This is a genomic window from Streptomyces sp. NBC_00286 (genome assembly GCF_036173125.1).
Classification (GTDB): Bacteria; Actinomycetota; Actinomycetes; order Streptomycetales; family Streptomycetaceae; genus Streptomyces.
In genome coordinates, this window is record NZ_CP108054.1 from 2,556,048 (window position 1) to 2,572,904 (window position 16,857).

The 16,857-nt window shown below is 69.5% G+C and carries 12 protein-coding genes, 1 pseudogene and 1 riboswitch; of the genes and pseudogenes, 3 read left to right on the plus strand and 10 right to left on the minus strand.

The window, feature by feature from the left end:
- The first annotated feature begins 226 nt into the window (after positions 1-226).
- The gene (locus OHT21_RS11560) at positions 227-829 is read left to right on the plus strand and encodes a hypothetical protein (protein WP_328768183.1); all 603 of its coding nucleotides are present in this window, start codon (positions 227-229) and stop codon (positions 827-829) included.
- A gap of 147 nt (positions 830-976) precedes the next feature.
- Here OHT21_RS11560 and OHT21_RS11570 read toward each other — a convergent pair.
- The 5 genes and pseudogenes from OHT21_RS11570 to OHT21_RS11590 all read right to left on the minus strand — a co-directional run.
- Positions 977-1,171 (minus strand): annotated as a pseudogene (locus tag OHT21_RS11570) (oxygenase MpaB family protein); the annotation flags it as partial.
- 901 nt (positions 1,172-2,072) lie between these two features.
- Positions 2,073-2,723, minus strand: coding sequence for a thymidine kinase (locus OHT21_RS11575; RefSeq protein ID WP_328768184.1), 651 nt, complete (start codon positions 2,721-2,723; stop codon positions 2,073-2,075).
- A gap of 53 nt (positions 2,724-2,776) precedes the next feature.
- On the minus strand, positions 2,777-3,970 hold the full coding sequence (locus OHT21_RS11580; RefSeq protein WP_328768185.1) for an alkaline phosphatase family protein: 1,194 nt from the start codon (positions 3,968-3,970) through the stop codon (positions 2,777-2,779).
- Positions 3,970-4,557, minus strand: a complete 588-nt coding sequence (locus OHT21_RS11585) for a DUF5998 family protein (protein ID WP_165339181.1) — start codon at positions 4,555-4,557, stop codon at positions 3,970-3,972. Before OHT21_RS11585 ends, OHT21_RS11580 begins: the two co-directional genes overlap by 1 nt.
- 41 nt (positions 4,558-4,598) lie before the next feature.
- Positions 4,599-7,403: a bifunctional acetate--CoA ligase family protein/GNAT family N-acetyltransferase gene (locus OHT21_RS11590; protein WP_328768186.1), complete on the minus strand. Its 2,805-nt coding sequence runs from the start codon at positions 7,401-7,403 to the stop codon at positions 4,599-4,601.
- Positions 7,404-7,571: 168 nt separating this feature from the next.
- On the opposite strand from OHT21_RS11590, the gene OHT21_RS11595 reads away from it, so the two are divergent.
- A complete protein-coding gene (locus OHT21_RS11595; RefSeq protein WP_165339183.1) occupies positions 7,572-7,853 on the plus strand; it encodes an HPr family phosphocarrier protein in 282 nt (93 codons plus the stop codon).
- A gap of 147 nt (positions 7,854-8,000) precedes the next feature.
- Here the strand turns inward: OHT21_RS11595 and OHT21_RS11600 are convergent, their stop codons facing one another.
- The 4 genes from OHT21_RS11600 to OHT21_RS11615 all read right to left on the minus strand — a co-directional run bounded on the left by OHT21_RS11600 (position 8,001) and on the right by OHT21_RS11615 (position 12,806).
- Positions 8,001-8,696, minus strand: a complete 696-nt coding sequence (locus tag OHT21_RS11600; protein WP_328768187.1) for a GntR family transcriptional regulator — start codon at positions 8,694-8,696, stop codon at positions 8,001-8,003.
- A 211-nt stretch (positions 8,697-8,907) separates the two neighbouring features.
- Entirely contained in the window at positions 8,908-9,696 is a 789-nt protein-coding gene (locus OHT21_RS11605; RefSeq protein WP_328768188.1) for a M23 family metallopeptidase, read from the minus strand.
- 13 nt (positions 9,697-9,709) lie between these two features.
- Positions 9,710-9,867: riboswitch (cyclic di-AMP (ydaO/yuaA leader) on the minus strand.
- A gap of 213 nt (positions 9,868-10,080) precedes the next feature.
- Complete coding sequence (locus OHT21_RS11610) at positions 10,081-11,472, minus strand: M16 family metallopeptidase (protein ID WP_328768189.1); 1,392 nt, start codon at positions 11,470-11,472, stop codon at positions 10,081-10,083.
- On the minus strand, positions 11,469-12,806 hold the full coding sequence (locus tag OHT21_RS11615) for a M16 family metallopeptidase (RefSeq protein ID WP_328768190.1): 1,338 nt from the start codon (positions 12,804-12,806) through the stop codon (positions 11,469-11,471). Before OHT21_RS11615 ends, OHT21_RS11610 begins: the two co-directional genes overlap by 4 nt.
- Positions 12,807-13,048: 242 nt before the next feature.
- On the opposite strand from OHT21_RS11615, the gene OHT21_RS11620 reads away from it, so the two are divergent.
- Positions 13,049-15,499: a DNA gyrase/topoisomerase IV subunit A gene (locus tag OHT21_RS11620; protein WP_328768191.1), complete on the plus strand. Its 2,451-nt coding sequence runs from the start codon at positions 13,049-13,051 to the stop codon at positions 15,497-15,499.
- Here the strand turns inward: OHT21_RS11620 and OHT21_RS11625 are convergent, their stop codons facing one another.
- The gene (locus OHT21_RS11625) at positions 15,500-16,576 is read right to left on the minus strand and encodes a CobW family GTP-binding protein (protein ID WP_328768192.1); all 1,077 of its coding nucleotides are present in this window, start codon (positions 16,574-16,576) and stop codon (positions 15,500-15,502) included.
- Positions 16,577-16,857 lie beyond the last annotated feature (281 nt).

Here is a 16,857-nt window from a genome sequence, read left to right on the forward strand (position 1 = left end):
GGGCGTAGCCGCTCCTGGCAGTTGGCCGTCCCCAGGGCGGGACGGAACGCCGGGTGTGGCATCGGAGCACTCCAGAAAGTCGCTGATTCTACAACCCTTTTTCACGGCTTCCAGCTATGGAACATGCTGCTCAGTAACTATGAACCTGTCGTTGTGCTGAGATGCAATTGGCAAAGCTGAAGAGCATCGTGGATAGAAAGACAGATCTCTTCTGGAGGGCTCGATCATGCGACGTCAACTTACCGTTGCGGCCATAGTTGTCCCCCTCGCCCTTGCTGGCAGCGCGGCCGTCTCCGCATCGCCAGGCAATCTGCAGGCGACCACGGACACGCTCGCCATGACACGGATCGAAGGCTCATCGGCTACCCCCCACCAGCCACAACAGCAGGCAACGACGCTCGACGAACTCCTCGACCGCAGTGCCCTGCAGCGGGAGCGGGCCGCTACTGCCACTGGGCAGATCGACCGATGCGAGAGCCTTACTGCAGCCCGTCAGAACCTCCTGGATGTAGCGGCCGACCGGGAGGATCTCGTGGACGATCTCAATCAAACAGATCTATCCGATCTGCCGAACAATGAAACCTTGAGGGTTGACCTGGAAGACGCATGGGACGCGTCAGCAGATTCCGACCGCAATTACGCGGACTGGGCACGAGAAGCACAGGACGAAGGGTGTCCGCGTGGTGGGCCAGCACCGCGTACCGAAGCTCACCGAGCCGCACAGTTCACTGACGAGTTGGCCACCGAGAGCAAAGAAGCATTTGTAGAGTTGTGGAATCCGATTGCTTCCAGCTACGGCCTTGCGGAGCGTAGCGATCGCGAAATTTGAGGACGTCTACACGGCCATCCATCCCGGACCGCCTGCGGGCGAAGCCCGACCTCCGCCCGCTGCCGACCCTTTCGGGCCGGTGTATGGCGCCGTACGTCCACGCGGACGCGCAGTTCCTGGCGCTGGCTGTCCGCGAGGACTGACAGTTCAGTCGGCGACAGGCCGCTCCCCGTGCCGGACGGGGCAGCCGCGTACGCCATCGACCGGGCGGGTGCCCAGTTCCTCCAGCCGGTAGCCGTTCGGGCAGCCCTTGATCTCCCAGTTCTGCCGCGCGTAGTGCGGGGCGCACCGTGGCGGCATCAGACGGACGGCGCGTCCGCGCAGCCGTACCGCGTGGCGGACAGGAGTGCCCCGACCACGGAGTGGCTGACGCGGGCCAGGGATCAGTCCGCCCGGTGGGGCCTCCAGGCGCTTGCGCATCACGCCCACGTCCACGGCCCACGCGGCCGCTTTCCTCCCCTGAGATCACCCCATACAGGTCTTGGGCAGACGTGCCGACGCCATCACAACTAGCGAATCTCCACAGGTCAGAGGGGATGCGGAACGACCAGCCCTTGGTTGCTACTTCGGCCCAGGACTCGAATCTGCGGCCAACAGCCGAGCCACCTCATAGGTACAGCGTGGACTCCACCAACGCGACAGCGCCCGTAAAGGCTTGGACCACTCACCGACCCACTCCCGGGTCGACCGGAACGAGCCTAGAGCGCCCCTCCACCATCACCGTGGCGCAAACATGCAGGTCAGCGGCTCGCGCACGACCGGCCATGTTCCGTGGCTCCCGCCAAGGGCTCGAACCTGCGGCCAACACCCGCTCGGGGTCCAGCGCTCGACCCCGAGCCACCGACCCACCCGCCACGACGGGCCGCACGCCGCCTCACCACCGGCCCCGGACGCCCCGCAGCAGGCCCGTCGGCTACGGATTCCGCGGCCGGACAGCATCCCATCCTGCTGACGAGCCGTCAGGCGGATGCAGCGCCGATCCAGCAGCGGTACGGATAACCAGGAATGATGACAGGTGACGATGTGTCAGATGATCCAGCACGGATCCAGCATAGGGAACGGCAACGGGGCCACCCCCCGAAGGGACTGACCCCACCTGACCTGCATGTTTGCCAGATCGAAAACGATCTGCTAACGCAGGCACTAAACGTTGAAGCGGAACTCCACCACATTCGCGTCATACAGCAACAACCATGACCAGCACGACCGAAAACGTGTCCACTGACGTCCCTCCGACAGGAAATCAGGCGGAGGCGACCGGCAATACGTCCGGCGACAACGCCCCTGCATGGGCAGCGGCGCTCGTCATCCGCCTGCGGTGATGACGCCGACACAGCACCTCATACCCCACCTCCGCCGCCGAGCCGGCCACATCCCCTACCACCACCTGCTCGCCCTCGACCACCATCTCCCCAGCCAGCGTGCGCGCGTTATGGGTGGCCCGTGCACCGCACCAACACATCGCCTCGACCTGCAACGTCTCCACGCGGTCTGCAAGTTCGATCAAACGCTGCGAGCCAGGGAAGAGCTTGGTGCGAAAATCCGTGGTGATGCCGAACGCGAAGACGTCCAGGACGAGGTCGTCCACGATCCGGGCCAACTGGTCGATCTGCACCGGCGCGAGGAACTGCGCCTCATCCACGATCACGTAGTCGACCTTGGCACCGTGCGACATCTGCTCCACCAGGTACCCGTACAGATCCATGCCCGGAGCCGCCTCAACCGCGTCCGTGACCAAGCCCAAACGCGACGACAACTTACCCTCGCCGGCACGGTCATCCCGCGTGAAGATCACACCCTGCAGACCCCTTGCCGACCGGTTGTGCCCAATCTGAAGCGCCAAAGTTGACTTCCCACAGTCCATCGTCCCGGAGAAGAACACCAGCTCGGGCATGGCGAGTTGAGCACCTTTCAGCGGGGGCGGTTCAGTGGCGAGGCGGCCGACGATCAGGAGCGTACTTCGAGCAGCGGGACCAGCTGCTCGGCGGGGGTCAGCGAACCGTGGTTGCCGAGCATCGACGACTCCTTGGGCTCCCGCTGTGAGGCGATGAGCAGGACGTCGTCGCGGGCCGCCGCGACCACGTCGCCGATACGGGCGTACACCCGCTCCTCGATCCGGTCGGGCTTCCCGAACCAGCCCGCCGCGATCGCCTCGTCCCGGGACGCCACCCAGAACTGCTCGCCGAGCACCTCGCGCCAGCAGGTCAGTACGTCCGATTCGGCGCCCGGTACGGCGTACACATGCCGGGCGCGGCCCTCGCCGCCGAGCAGGGCGACGCCGGCGCGCAGCTCCCAGTCCTCGTCGAAGTCGATGCGGTGCGGCTCGCCGAAGGGGATGTCGATCATGCCGTGGTCGGCGGTGATGTACAGGGCCGTGCGCGGCGGCAGTTGCTCGGCCAGCCTCTGGACCAGGCGGTCCACGTACATGAGTTGTCCGCGCCAGGGGTCCGAGTCGACGCCGAAGCGGTGGCCCTTGCCGTCCACCTCGGCGTAGTACGTGTAGACCAACGAGCGGTCCCCGGCGGCCAGTTGCTCGGCCGCGAGGTCCATGCGCTCCTCGCCGGACAGGCGCCCGTGAAACGTTCCGCCGCTCAGCGCGACCCTCGTCAGGGGCGTGTTCTCGAAGGTCGGCGAGGAGACCTGTGCGCTGTGCACGCCCGCCCGGTCGGCCAGCTCGAAGACCGTGGGGTACGGCTGCCAGACGTTCGGCGGTGTCCAGGGGTTCCAGCGGAGCTGGTTCATCAGCTCGCCGGTGTCCGGATTGCGCACCGTGTAGCCGGGCAGGCCGTGGACGCCCGGCGCCAGACCCGTACCGACCGTGGCGAGCGAGGTGGCGGTGGTCGCGGGGTAGGCGGCGGTGATCGGGCGGCCGGTGCCGCCGCGGGAGCTGCCCAGGAGGGAGCTCATGAACGGGGCCTCTTCGGGATGCGCCCTCAGCTGCTCCCAGCCGAGGCCGTCGATCAGAAAGACGCAGTTCCGGTCGGCCGGAGTCAGGTCCGTGAGCGTGGCGGCCAGATTCGGTACGCCCATGCCCGCGGCGAGCGTGGGCAGCAGATCGGCGAGTGAACCGGAGCCGTACTCGGGCACGGGCGCGGACTCGATGGTCAAGGGTTCCGGGTGGTCCCAGAGGGGCTGCGCCATTACGGGGTGACGTCCGCGGTCGCCTCGGAGAGCGACTGGGCGAAGGCGAGCGTCTGGCGCACGGCGTCCGGTCCGTCCCCGGCTTCGCTGACGCGCAGGCTGAGGTCGTCGGCCGTCGAGCTGCCCGTATAGCCGTGGTCCGCCTCGCAGTTGGGGTCGCCGCAGGCGGCCGGCTCCAGGTCGAGGCGGGAGACCGCGCCCCAGCCGATGGTGAGGACGACCTCGCGGGGCAGCGTCCCGGGCACGTACTTCTCCGGGTTGGCGACGACCCGGCTGAGGACGACCGACGAGATCCGGCCAAGCTTTACGGACTCGGTGGATGTCGTCGCGTACGGCGTCGGCGACGTGCTGTCCGCGGCCTGCTCGTCGGTGTGGCTCACGATGAAGCGGTTGTCGGTGAGGACAAGCACCGTCACATGCCGACGCACCTCGTTGGCGTCGAACGTCGTCTCCTGGTGGACCAGAAACGACCGGATGGCCTCGCCGCCGACAGCGGCTTCCACCGCCTCGGCCACGAGGGCCGGGTAGTAGCCGCTGCGCTCGATCGCCGCTCGCAGCCCCTGGGTCGATGTACTGGTCTTGGCCATGGCGCCCATCCTACGGGGGCGCACTGACTGCGAGGCACCGATCAGTACACAGGAAGCGTGCGCGGACCGAGGTCGCCGCGGGCGGGCGGGGGCGCGAGCCGCACGGAGGCACCGAGCGCGGTCAGCCCGCGCGGGGCGACGACCACGGGTTCCAGGGTGACGGAGACGACCTCCGGGTGGTCGTCCACAAGGCGCGACAGGCGCAACAGCAGTTCCTCCAGTGCCGCCGTGTCCGCCGGTGCCGAGCCCCGCCAGCCGAAGAGGAGCGGCGCCGTCCGGATCGACCGGACCAGCGAGGCCGCCTCCCGGTCGGTGACCGGAATCAGCCGGTGCGCGGTGTCTCCGAGCAGCTCCGAGGCGGCTCCGGCGAGGCTGAACGAGAGCACCGGCCCGGCCGCCGGGTCGATCACCGCGCGGACGACGGTGTCGACGCCGCGGGGCGCCATGGCCTGCACCACCGGGCGCAGTTCGGCGGGCGTCCCGAAGAGCTCGGTCAATTCCGTGTACGCCCGCCGCAGTTGCTCCTCGTCCGCCAGATCCAGTCGTACGCCGCCCAGGTCGGCCCGGTGCCGCAGGTGCGCGGCGGTGGCCTTCAGCGCCACGGGGTAGCCGGAGCGCTCGGCCGCCGCCACGGCCTCGTCGGGCGTCGGGGCGGGCAGAGCGCGGCGTACGTCGATGCCGTACCGGCCGAGCAGCGCGCAGGTGTCCTCGAGGCCGAGCGTGAGCCCGGCCGGGTCGCCCTCGGCCAGCAGAGCGTCGATCTGCTCGGCGGCCCCCTTCTCGTCGATGTCCTCGAACTCGGGCACCCGGCCGGGCTCGGCGGCGTCCCCGCGCCAGTGCCCGTACCTGACGGCCTCGGCGAGGGCGCGGACGGCGCGCTCGGCCGCGGGGTAGGCGGGGATGAGAGTGGAATCGTCCGCGGGGGTCCGCGCCGCGGGGCGTTCGGCGGGCGGCGGCACCTGGAGCTCGACGGCGTGGGGCGCGGTGCTGGTGGCGGCGGAGAGGGCTTCGGCGAGCCCGCCGAGTTCCACATGGACCACGAGGACCGGCTTCGCCGGGGACGCCGCCGCGGCCGAACGCAGCGCCTCGGCGAGAGCGGCGTCGGAAGGCGAGGTCTCACCGACCGCTGGTATGGCGGTGACCACGACGGCGTCACAGGCGTCATCGGCCAGTGCGTGCGCGAGGGCCGCATGGAAGTCCTCCGCCGATGCCGCCGTGGTCAGGTCCAGCGGCGGCAACGGCTGAAGCCCTTCGGCGAGACAGGCGTCGTACGTGAGCAGCCCCAGCGACTCGGAGTTCCCGAGGATCGCCACACGAGGTCCGGCGGGGAGCGGCTGGCGTGCCAGCAGCAGCCCGGCGTCGACGAGCTCGGTGATCGTGTCCACCCTGATCACCCCGGCCTGCCGCAGCAGCGCGGACACGGTCGCGTGCGGCAGCCGTGTGGCCCGTACGGCATGGCCTGGAGGCGCGGACCCGCTGTGCCGTGCGCCCTGGACGACGACGAGCGGCTTGGCGGCGGCGGTCCGGCGCGCGAGGCGCGTGAACTTCCTTGGGTTGCCGATGGATTCGAGGTACATCAGCGCGACATCGGTGTCGGGGTCGTCATACCAGTACTGCAGTACGTCGTTGCCGGACACGTCCGCGCGGTTGCCCGAGGAGATGAACGTGGACACCCCGGTCACGCCCGTGACGCCGCCGCCGCGCCGCTGCAGCCGGGACAGCAGCGCGATCCCGATGGCACCGGACTGCGCGAACAGACCGATGCGTCCGGCCCGCGGCATCTTGGGCGCGAGCGAGGCGTTGAGCCGTACATCCGGTGCGGTGTTGATGATTCCGAAGGCGTTGGGTCCGATGATGCGCATGCCGTACGCGCGCGCGTGGCGCACGAGTTCACGCTGGCGCTCCCGTCCTTCGGGGCCGCTCTCGGCGTACCCCGCGGTGAGTACGACGAGCCCCTGCACACCGTGTTCACCGCAGTCGGCGACGGTCTGGGGGACGTGCTCAGCAGGGACGGCGACCACGGCGAGATCGACGGGGTCGGGGATGTCACGGATCGAGCGGTACGCCGCGACTCCGCCGAGTTCCTTCTCCTGGAGGGCCCTGTTCACCGCGTACAGCCGTCCGCCGAACCCGGCGTCGCGGAGGTTGTCGAGGACGCTGCGCCCCACTCCGCCGGGCGCGCGGCCCGCCCCGATGACGGCGACGGAACCGGGTGCGAGGAGCCGGGCCACGGACCGCGCCTCGGCCCGCTGCTCCCGGGCCCACTGCACCGCGCGTGAGCGGTCGGTGGGTTCCAGGTCGAACTCCAGGCGTACGACGCCGTCTTCGAAGCTGCGCTGCTGCTGGTAGCCGGCGTCCGTGAAGACCTTGATCATCTTGCTGTTGGCGGGCAGCACCTCGGCGGCGAACCGGCGGATGCCGCGCTCCCGGGCCACCGCGGCGATGTGCTCCAGCAGCGCGGAGGCCACACCACGGCCCTGGTGGGCGTCCTGCACGAGGAAGGCGACCTCGGCCTCGTCGGCGGGAGACGAGGCGGGCAGCCCCTCGGCGTCGATGCGGTCGTAGCGTACGGTGGCGATGAACTCGCCGCCGACCGTGGCCGCGAGTCCCACCCGGTCCACAAAGTCGTGGTGCGTGAAGCGGTGGACATCCTTGGCGGACAGGCGCGGGTACGGCGCGAAGAAGCGGTAGTACTTCGACTCGTCGGACACCTGCTCGTAGAAGCTGACCAGGCGGTCGGCGTCGTCGGCCGTGATCGGCCGGATGCGCGCGGTGCCGCCGTCGCGCAGCACGACGTCGGCCTCCCAGTGGGCGGGATACTCGTGCCGATCCGACGAGGTCTGCATGGGCCCCAGAGTACGGCTCGTGTCCGACAATGGCGCGAGGCAGTCCGGGGCCCGACTCGGGCCCCCGCATGGGCTCGTGGCCTCTGCCGGGCCGGCGCCCGCCAGGGGACGCTTCACGTATGGAATAGTGGTCTAGACAACCTGAGCACACCTGAAGGGCAGCATCACATGGCTGAGCGCCGCGTCAACGTCGGCTGGGCCGAGGGCCTCCACGCCCGCCCCGCCTCCATCTTCGTCCGTGCGGCCACAGCCGCCGGCGTCCCTGTGACGATCTCCAAGGCGGACGGCAACCCCGTCAACGCCGCATCCATGCTCGCGGTGCTCGGCCTGGGCGCCAAGGGCGGCGAGGAGATCGTCCTGGCCTCCGACGCCGAGGGAGCGGACGCCGCGCTCGACCGCTTGGCCAAGCTGGTTTCGGAGGGGCTTGAGGAACTGCCCGAAACCGTGTGACTCAAGGGTCGCGTTCAAAAGACGCCGTCCCGCACACGCACCAAAAGGGCTCGCCCGAAATACCGGGCGGGCCCTTTGCAATTCCAGGTTGCGGGCAGCAGAAATAATCCCCCGCGAATTACTCCCCCTTTGTATACGGCGCCACTGTTAATGCCGCAGGCTCGCCGTGTTTACGGGGTGTTGCGAAGTCCTCACACGCTCCACGCGATCACCGTGCCCGGGAAAGCGCAGCCGGTGCGCGGCCGTCGCCCGCTCGGTGTGCAAGGCCGTGATCGCCCGGGCCCGCTCGCTGTCGCCGCGCGCGACGGCGTCCACGATGCCGCCGTGCTCCGACCAGGACTCGGCGGGATGGGCCGGCGCCTCGACCGCGTACATCCAGGCGATCTTGTGTCGCAGCTGGGTGAGCATCGAGGTCAGCGCGGGGCTGCCGGAGGCCTGCGCGAGCGTCTCGTGGAACCAGCCGCCCAGGGAGCGCAGATCCTCGCCCTGGCCCTTCCTGGCCCGCTCCTGGCCCAGCCTGACGAGGCCTCGCAGCACCTTGAGGTGCGCCTCCGTACGCCGCTGTGCGGCGCGCGCGGCGCCCAGCGGCTCCAGGAGCATGCGCATCTCCAGCAGGTCGGCGGCCTCCTGCTCGGTGGGTTCCGCGACGCACGCGCCCGCGTGCCTGCGGGTGACGACGAAGCCCTCCGCCTCCAGCGTGCGCAGCGCCTCCCGCACGGGGACCCGCGAGACGCCGTAGCGACGCGCGAGGAGTTCCTCGGTGAGCCGGCTGCCGCGTTCGTAGACACCCGCCACGATGTCGTCACGGATCGCCGTGCATACCGAGTGCGCGGGAATACGCATGACCGGACCTCCGCCTTAATCCCCGCGAAACGCGGTCGATTGACGCTCGTTCGGTGACTCTATTGCAGAGTGCGGGAAATTCCGATGGCGGGCCGGAATCCATGGCGTTTTTTTGGACACATAGTCGCGCAGAACAGGCAGACGTCCGGTCAAGACGCACGAAAGCCCCGGCTCGGTGAGCCGGGGCCTTCGGGAAGGGTGCGGTGAGTCGTCAGACGTTCACGCCGTGCGAGCGGAGGTAGGCGACGGGGTCCATGTCCGAGCCGTACTCCTGGGACGTACGCGCCTCGAAGTGCAGATGCGCTCCGGTGACGTTGCCGGTCGCCCCGGAGAGGCCTATCTGCTGGCCCGGGGTGACGCTCTGGCCGACGGAGACGGAGAGGGACGACATGTGGGCGTACTGCGTGTACGTGCCGTCGTTCATCTTGATGACGACCTGGTTGCCGTACGAGCCCTCGAAGCCGGCCTCGACGACGGTGCCGGCGCCCACGGCGCGGACGGTGGTGCCACTTGCGGCGTGGAAGTCGACGCCGGTGTGACTGCCGGAGGACCAGACGGAGCCGCCGGCCTTGTAGCCGGTCGAGACGTACGAGTCGCTGATCGGCGAGACGAAGGAGTTGAGCAGGCGCTTGCGCTCGGCCTCACGGGCGGCGCGCTCCTCGGCCGCACGCTCCGCCTTGGCCTTCGCCTCGGCGCGGGCCTTCTGCTCGGCGGCCCGCTTCTTGGCGGCCTCTTCTGCTGCCTGACGGGCGGCGGCCTCCTCGGCTGCCTGGCGTTGGGCGTGGGCCTGGGCGTCGATCTGGTCGGCGACCGAGTCGCCCATGGTGACGGCCTGGGTCAGCCCTGTCTGCTTGGCAGTGGACGGGCCGGCGAACGCCGGGGCGGCCAGAGTGCCGATGACACCGGTGGTGGCGAGCGTCGCTACGCCAACGGTCCTCGAGGACGTGCGCTTCGTACGGCTCGGGCGACGGTGCTTCCCGGTGGCGCGGGTGAACGCCATGAAGTGGCTTGTCCTTTCCTTCCTTCTCGCCTACCGGGTTAGCTGACGGGTTCGGAGCAGGAAGGTCTCCTACGGGCCCCCTCCAGGAGGGCGCCCGATTCACCCCAGGGACTGCGATGGGTCCCCGGCTCCCCTGGCTCGCGCCGTACGGGGACTCGGCGATGACTGTCCGGTGCCGCGGGTGCGGCGCAGTGCCTGACGGACAGCCGGACTGACGCTAAGCGGGTCATCTCTCAAATAACAAACGGATGACGGCTTTTGTAGCGCACGCCACAGGCCAGACACACAACCTCCATACCAACTCGCAACCAATCCAATCAATTTGGACAAAGAGGGACCCTGGAGGCTCATCAGCCTCCAGGGTCCCCGGGATGTGCGGCGGCTCTACTCGGCCGGGACCACGCTCACTTCACCGATTCCGAGGGCCTTGACGGGCTCCTCGATCTGGGCGGCGTCCCCGACGAGGACGGTCACCAGACGGTCCACCGGGAAGGCGCTCACGGCGGCCGCGGTGGCCTCCACGGTGCCCGTCGCGGCGAGTTGGCGGTACAGGGTCGCCTGGAAGTCGTCCGGCAGGTGCTGCTCGACCTGGTCGGCGAGCGTGCCGGCGACGGCGGCCGCGGTCTCGTACTTGAGCGGCGCCACACCCACCAGGTTCTGTACGGCGATATCGCGCTCGGCGTCCGTCAGCCCCTCGGCCGCGAGCGTACGCAGCACCTTCCAGAGGTCGTCCAGCGCCGGGCCGGTGTTCGGCGTGTCCACCGAGCCGCTGATGGCGAGCATCGCGACGCCCGTACCGTCCGGGGCGGAGCGCAGCACCTGGCCGAACGCCCGCACACCGTAGGTGTAGCCCTTTTCCTCGCGCAGGACGCGGTCGAGACGCGAGGTGAGGGTGCCGCCGAGGCAGTACGTGCCGAGCACCTGAGCGGGCCAGACGCGGTCGTGCCGGTCGGCGCCTACGCGGCCGATGAGCAGCTGCGTCTGGACGGCTCCAGGGCGGTCGACGATGACCACGCGGCCGGTGTCGTCGGCGGTCACCGGAGGCACGGGACGCGCCTCGGCCGGCGAGCCGGTCCAGGCGCCGAGCGTGTCACCGAGCAGCGCGTCGAGGTCGACACCGGTGAGGTCGCCCACGACGACCGCGGTGGCCGTGGCGGGGCGTACATGCTTCTCGTAGAAGGCGCGTACCGCCGCCGAGTCGATGGCCGCGACCGTCTCCTCGGTGCCCTGGCGCGGGCGCGACATGCGCGAGCTCGCCGGGAAGAGCTGCTTGGAGAGCTCCTTGGCGGCGCGGCGGGCCGGGTTGGCGGTCTCGTGCGGGATCTCGTCGAGCCGGTTACGGACGAGCCGTTCGACCTCGCTGTCCTCGAAAGCGGGCGCCCTGAGGGCGTCGGCGAGCAGACCGAGCGCCTTCGGGAGCCGCGATACCGGGACCTCGAGGCTCAGCCGTACGCCCGGGTGGTCGGCGTGCGAGTCCAACGTGGCGCCGCAGCGCTCCAGTTCGGCGGCAAACTCCTCGGCGGAGTGCTTGTCGGTGCCTTCGGAGAACGCTCGCGCCATGATCGTGGCGACACCGTCCAGGCCCTGCGGCTCGGCCTCCAGCGGTGCGTTCAGGAGGACCTCCACGGCGACGACCTGCTGGCCGGGGCGGTGGCAGCGCAGCACCGTCAGGCCGTTGTCGAGCGCACCGCGCTCGGGCGCCGGGAAGGCCCAGGGCTTGGCCTCGCCGGCCTGGGGCTGGGGATGGAAGTCCATGGTCACGGTGGCCTCGGTCACTGGGCGCTCTCCTCGTCGGTGGCGGTCTCCTCGTCGGTGGCGATCGGCTCGTACACGAGCACCGCACGGTTGTCGGGGCGCAGTCGGGCCTTGGCGGCCTCCTGGACCTCCTCGGCCGTGACGTCGAGCACGCGCTGTACGGCGGTCAGGGCGAGCTGCGGGTCGCCGAACAGCACGGCGTACCGGCACAGTTCGTCGGCGCGGCCGGCGACCGTACCGAGCCGGTCCAGCCACTCGCGCTCCAACTGGGCCTGGGCGCGCTCCATTTCCTCGGCCGTGGGGCCCTCCTCGGCGAACCGGGCGAGCTCCTCGTCGACGGCCGCCTCGATGACGGGGACCTCCACGTCTCCGGAGGTCTTCACGTCGAGCCAGCCCAGGGAGGGCGCTCCGGCCAGGCGCAGCAGACCGAAACCGGCCGCCACAGCCGTACGGTCCCTGCGTACGAGCCGGTTGTAGAGGCGGGAGGACTCACCGCCGCCGAGGACGGTCAGGGCGAGGTCGGCCGCGTCGCACGCGCGCGTGCCGTCCTCCGGGAGCCGGTAGGCGGCCATCAGCGCGCGCGCCGGGACCTCCTCCTCGACGACCTCGCGCAGCTGCTCGCCGATGATGTCCGGCAGGGAGCCGTCGCGCGGGGCGGGCTTGCCGTCGTGGCCGGGGATGGAGCCGAAGTACTTCTCGACCCAGGCGAGCGTCGCCTCCGGGTCGATGTCGCCGACGATCGACAGAACGGCGTTGTTGGGCGCGTAGTAGGTGCGGAAGAACGCGCGGGCGTCCTCCAGGGTGGCCGCGTCCAGGTCGGCCATCGACCCGATGGGGGTGTGGTGGTACGGGTGGCCCTCCGGGTACGCGAGGGCGGTCAGCTTCTCGAAAGCGGTGCCATAGGGGACGTTGTCGTAGCGCTGGCGGCGCTCGTTCTTGACGACGTCGCGCTGGTTCTCCATCGACTCGTCGTCGAGCGCGGCGAGCAACGAGCCCATGCGGTCGGCCTCCAGCCAGAGGGCGAGCTCCAGCTGGTGCGTGGGCATGGTCTCGAAATAGTTGGTGCGCTCGAAACTGGTGGTGCCGTTGAGCGAACCGCCCGCGCCCTGCACGAACTCGAAGTGGCCGTTGCCCTTCACCTGGGCCGAGCCCTGGAACATCAGGTGCTCGAAGAGGTGAGCAAGTCCGGTCAGGCCCTTGACCTCGTGGCGCGAGCCGACGTCGTACCAGAGGCACACCGCCGCGACCGGGGTCAGATGATCTTCGGAGAGCACCACGCGCAGGCCGTTGGCCAGGCGGTGCTCGGTCGCTGTCAGCCCGCCGGAGCCGGCCTCGACGGTGGCCGTGTGACCCATGGGCATGTACGTCCCTTCGATCGCGGAAAACTGCTGAATTCCTGCTAGTCATGCCACTGTATGCAAGCGCGCTGACAGCTGGCGAAGTTCCCGGAACGGCTACGCCGAGAGCGAGCGGGCGCGTGTCCTCCCGGACCTCTGTGCATGGGGCGTGGTCCGGGTTGTCAGTGGGGCGGTCCACAATGGAGCTCGTCAGATCCCGTTCATGCCCCGGCAGACACTGTGAAGGAGTCGCAGCAGCGATGGCCCGCCGCAGCACGAAGACCCCGCCGCCAGACGACTTCGAGGAGCGCATCCTCGACATCGACGTCGTCGACGAGATGCAGGGCTCCTTCCTCGAGTACGCGTACTCGGTGATCTACTCCAGGGCCCTGCCGGACGCCCGCGACGGCCTCAAGCCCGTACACCGCCGCATCGTCTACCAGATGAACGAGATGGGGCTGCGCCCCGACCGCGGATACGTTAAATGCGCCCGCGTCGTCGGCGAGGTCATGGGTAAGTTGCACCCCCACGGCGACGCGTCGATCTACGACGCCCTGGTGCGCCTGGCCCAGCCCTTCTCGATGCGCCTGCCCCTGGTGGACGGCCACGGCAACTTCGGCTCGCTGGGCAACGACGACCCGCCGGCCGCCATGCGGTACACCGAGTGCCGGATGGCCGACGCGACCTCCCTGATGACGGAGTCGATCGACGAGAACACGGTCGACTTCTCACCGAACTACGACGGCCAGGAGCAGGAGCCGGGCGTCCTCCCGGCCGCGTATCCGAATCTGCTGGTGAACGGCGCGCAGGGCATCGCGGTCGGAATGGCCACGAACATGCCGCCGCACAACCTCGGCGAGGTGATCGCCGCCGCCCGGCACCTGATCCGGCACCCGGGCGCCGATCTCGAGACCCTCATGAAGCACATCCCGGGACCCGACCTGCCCACGGGCGGGCGGATCGTCGGCCTCTCCGGGATCAGGGACGCGTACGAATCGGGCCGCGGCAGCTTCAAGATCCGCGCGACGGTCTCTGTGGAGCACGTGACGGCGCGCAGGAAGGGCCTCGTCGTCACAGAGCTGCCCTTCACCGTGGGCCCGGAGAAGGTGATCGCCAAGATCAAGGACCTGGTCGGCGCCAAGAAGCTGCAGGGCATCGCCGACGTCAAGGACCTCACCGACCGCTCGCACGGCCTGCGCCTGGTCATCGAGATCAAGAACGGCTTCGTGCCGGAGGCCGTCCTGGAGCAGCTCTACAAGCTGACGCCCATGGAGGAGTCCTTCGGCATCAACAACGTCGCGCTGGTGGACGGCCAGCCCCTCACGCTGGGCCTCAAGGAGCTCCTGGAGGTCTACCTCGACCACCGCTTCGAGGTCGTACGGCGCAGGTCGGAGTTCCGCCGTGGCAAGAAGCGGGACCGGCTGCATCTGGTCGAGGGTCTGCTGGTCGCCCTCCTGGACATCGACGAGGTCATCCGCCTCATCCGCTCCAGCGACAACTCCGCGCAGGCCAAGGAGCGCCTGATCGAGCACTTCTCGCTGAGCGAGGTCCAGACGCAGTACATCCTGGACACCCCGCTGCGCCGGCTCACCAGGTTCGACCGCATCGAGCTGGAGTCGGAGCGCGACCGGCTCAACCTGGAGATCGAGGAGCTGACCCGCATCCTGGAGTCGGACGCCGAGCTGCGCAAGCTGGTGTCGGGCGAACTGGCCGCGGTGGCCAAGAAGTTCGGCACTCCGCGGCGGACGGTGCTACTCGAGTCCTCGGGGGCCACCGCCGCGGCCGTACCTCTGCAGGTGGCCGACGATCCGTGCCGGGTACTGCTGTCGTCGACGGGACTTCTCGCCCGTACGGCGAACGGTGACCCCTTCGGGGAGAGTGACGGCAAGCGCGCCAAGCACGATCTGATCGTCTCGGCCGTCCCGGCGACGGCCCTGGGCGAGGTCGGCGCGGTCACCTCGGCGGGACGCCTGCTGCGGATGAACGTGATCGACCTGCCGCAGCTGCCCGAGACGACCGCGGCGCCCAACCTGGCCGGAGGAGCGCCGATTTCGGAGTTCCTCACCCTGGAGGGCGATGAGGAGGTCGTCTGCCTGGCCACGCTCGACGAGTCCTCGCCGGGTCTGGCGCTCGGCACACAGCAGGGTGTGGTCAAGCGTGTGGTGCCCGACTACCCGTCCAACAAGGAGGAGTTGGAGGTCATCACCCTTAAGGAGGGCGACCGGATCGTCGGCGCGGCGGAGCTGCGCACGGGCGAGGAGGACCTGGTCTTCATCACCGATGACGCCCAACTGCTGCGCTACCAGGCCTCCCAGGTCCGTCCGCAGGGCAGGCCCGCGGGCGGCGTGGCGGGCATCAAGCTCACCGAAGGGGCCAAGGTGATCTCCTTCACCGCCGTCGACCCGGCCGTGGACGCGGTGGTCTTCACGGTGGCGGGCTCGCGCGGCACGCTCGACGACTCGGTCCAGACGACCGCGAAGCTGACGCCCTTCGACCAGTACCCCCGCAAGGGCCGCGCCACGGGCGGTGTGCGCTGCCAGCGGTTCCTGAAGGGCGAGGACTGCCTCAGCCTGGCCTGGGCCGGCCCCGCTCCGGCCCGGGCCGCGCAGAAGAACGGCACACCGGCCGACCTGCCGGAGATGGACCCGCGCCGCGACGGCTCGGGCGTCTCACTGCCGAAGACGGTGTCGGTGGTGGCGGGACCGGTCTGATCAGGCCTCGGGGCCCGATTGCACGGGCTCCAGGCTCTGCTCCCGCACGTCTGGATCTTGTACGTAACGGAGGACGCCCCACATGCTGTGCTCGTCGGCGTGTGGGGCGTCCTCCTTGCACGCCTCCAACTCCTTGCCGAGCGCGGGGGCGTCGATGCCGGAGCCGATGAGGACGAGCTGGGTGCGACGCTCCTCGCCGTGCGCCCAGGCCTCCGGGTAGAACCGCAGGAACCGGCCCACGGCGTGAACGGCGTACCGGTTGCGCGGGTCGGCCGCGCCGAAATCGATGTACCCCTTGATGCGGTAGAGGCCCTCCGGCCTGCTGTCGAGGAAGTCCATCAACCGGCGCGGCCCGAGCGGCACTTCAGAGGTGAAGGCTAGGGATTCGTAGGCGGAGTGCAGGTGTCCGGAGTGCTCGGGGCCATCCTCATGGGCGTGCTCATGAAGGTCGTCGAAGGACAGCTGCCCGATCCGCTCCGTTGACGGTTTGCAGTCGAAGAGGAGCTCCGGGTCGATCCGCCCGTACGTGGCGGGGACGACGGCGGCACGGTCGGTCAGCGTCCGGACGAGTCGGAGTACACGCTCAGGCTCCTCGGCCCGGTCCGCCTTGTTGACGACGACGAGATCGGTGATGCCGAGATGCCGGTCGATCTCGGGATGCTTCTGCCTCGTGTCGTCGAACTCGGCGGCGTCGACGACCTCCACGAGCCCGCCGTAGACGACGCGCGGGTTCTCACTGGCGAGCAGCATCCGCACGAGCTCCTGCGGCTCGGCGAGGCCGCTCGCCTCGATGACGATGACGTCGATACCGGCGGAGGGCTGGGCGAGCCGTTCCAGGAAGACGTCGAGTTCGCTTGCGTCGACCGCGCAGCACAGGCACCCGTTCCCTAGGGAAACGGTCGAGTCCCCGAGCGCCCCGGCGACCGCCATCGCGTCGATCTCGATCGCCCCGAAGTCATTGACGACGGCCCCGATACGGCTGCCTCCGCTGCTGTGCAGGAGGTGGTTGAGCAGCGTGGTCTTGCCGGACCCGAGGAAGCCCGCGAGGACGACGACCGGGATCTGCTGGTGGCTCACAGGACTCAACGCGCGACCTCTCTCACACCGATGCGTGCACCGGCTCGTGGACCGGCTCTCGTTACGAGGATTGAATGCCGACTCAGGATACGAGCCGGTGGAAACCCCGCGAAGTGAACGATTGTTAGCGGCGTTCAGGGGGCACACGTTGGACATGGCGCCAGGAAACGCGACCCGCGCTTCCCCCTGTGCGCCCTCTTAGCCGCCTCCCAGCCGATCAGAGCCGCTCGGCACCCTGGAAGACGGCAAGCGCGCCGCCCACCCGCTCGCCGGTCCGTTCC